This window comes from Pseudomonas sp. 43(2021), from assembly GCF_017490805.1.
Taxonomy (GTDB): domain Bacteria; phylum Pseudomonadota; class Gammaproteobacteria; order Pseudomonadales; family Pseudomonadaceae; genus Aquipseudomonas.
In genome coordinates, this window is record NZ_JAFGYJ010000528.1 from 1 (window position 1) to 445 (window position 445).

General features: G+C 64.3%; 1 pseudogene. It reads left to right on the top strand.

Going from position 1 to position 445, the window contains the following annotated elements:
- Positions 1-318: pseudogene (locus J5M71_RS28530) on the top strand (RNA polymerase subunit sigma-24); the annotation flags it as partial.
- Between the last annotated feature and the right edge of the window lie 127 nt (positions 319-445).

Sequence of the window (445 nt, forward strand, 5' to 3'; positions counted from 1 at the left end):
GCGCAAACTGACTGGGAGCAGATTGTCGGTCTGTATGACGTGCTGCTGCGAGCGGTGCCGTCGCCAGTGATCGAGCTGAACCGCGCGGTGGCGGTAGCCAAACGGGATGGAGCGTTGGCCGGGTTGTTGTTGGTAGAAGGGATTTTGGCGCGTGGGGAGTTGCAGGATTACCACTTGGCGCATTCGGCGCGGGCGGAGTTTTGCCGGCAGTTGGGCCGGGTGGAGCAGGCGCGGGCGGCGTATCAGCGGGCGCTGGAGCTGACGCGGCAGGAGCCGGAGCGGCGGTTTATCGAGGGGCGACTGAGGGACCTGGGTTGATCTGGAAGCTGCGTCGGTGCGGCTGGCCCTTTCGCGAGCAGGCTCGCTCCCACAGGTGAATGCATTTCACTTTTGGGAGGCTCGATCCCATAGGTGAGCGCGTTTCAAGTGTGGGAGCGAGCCTGCT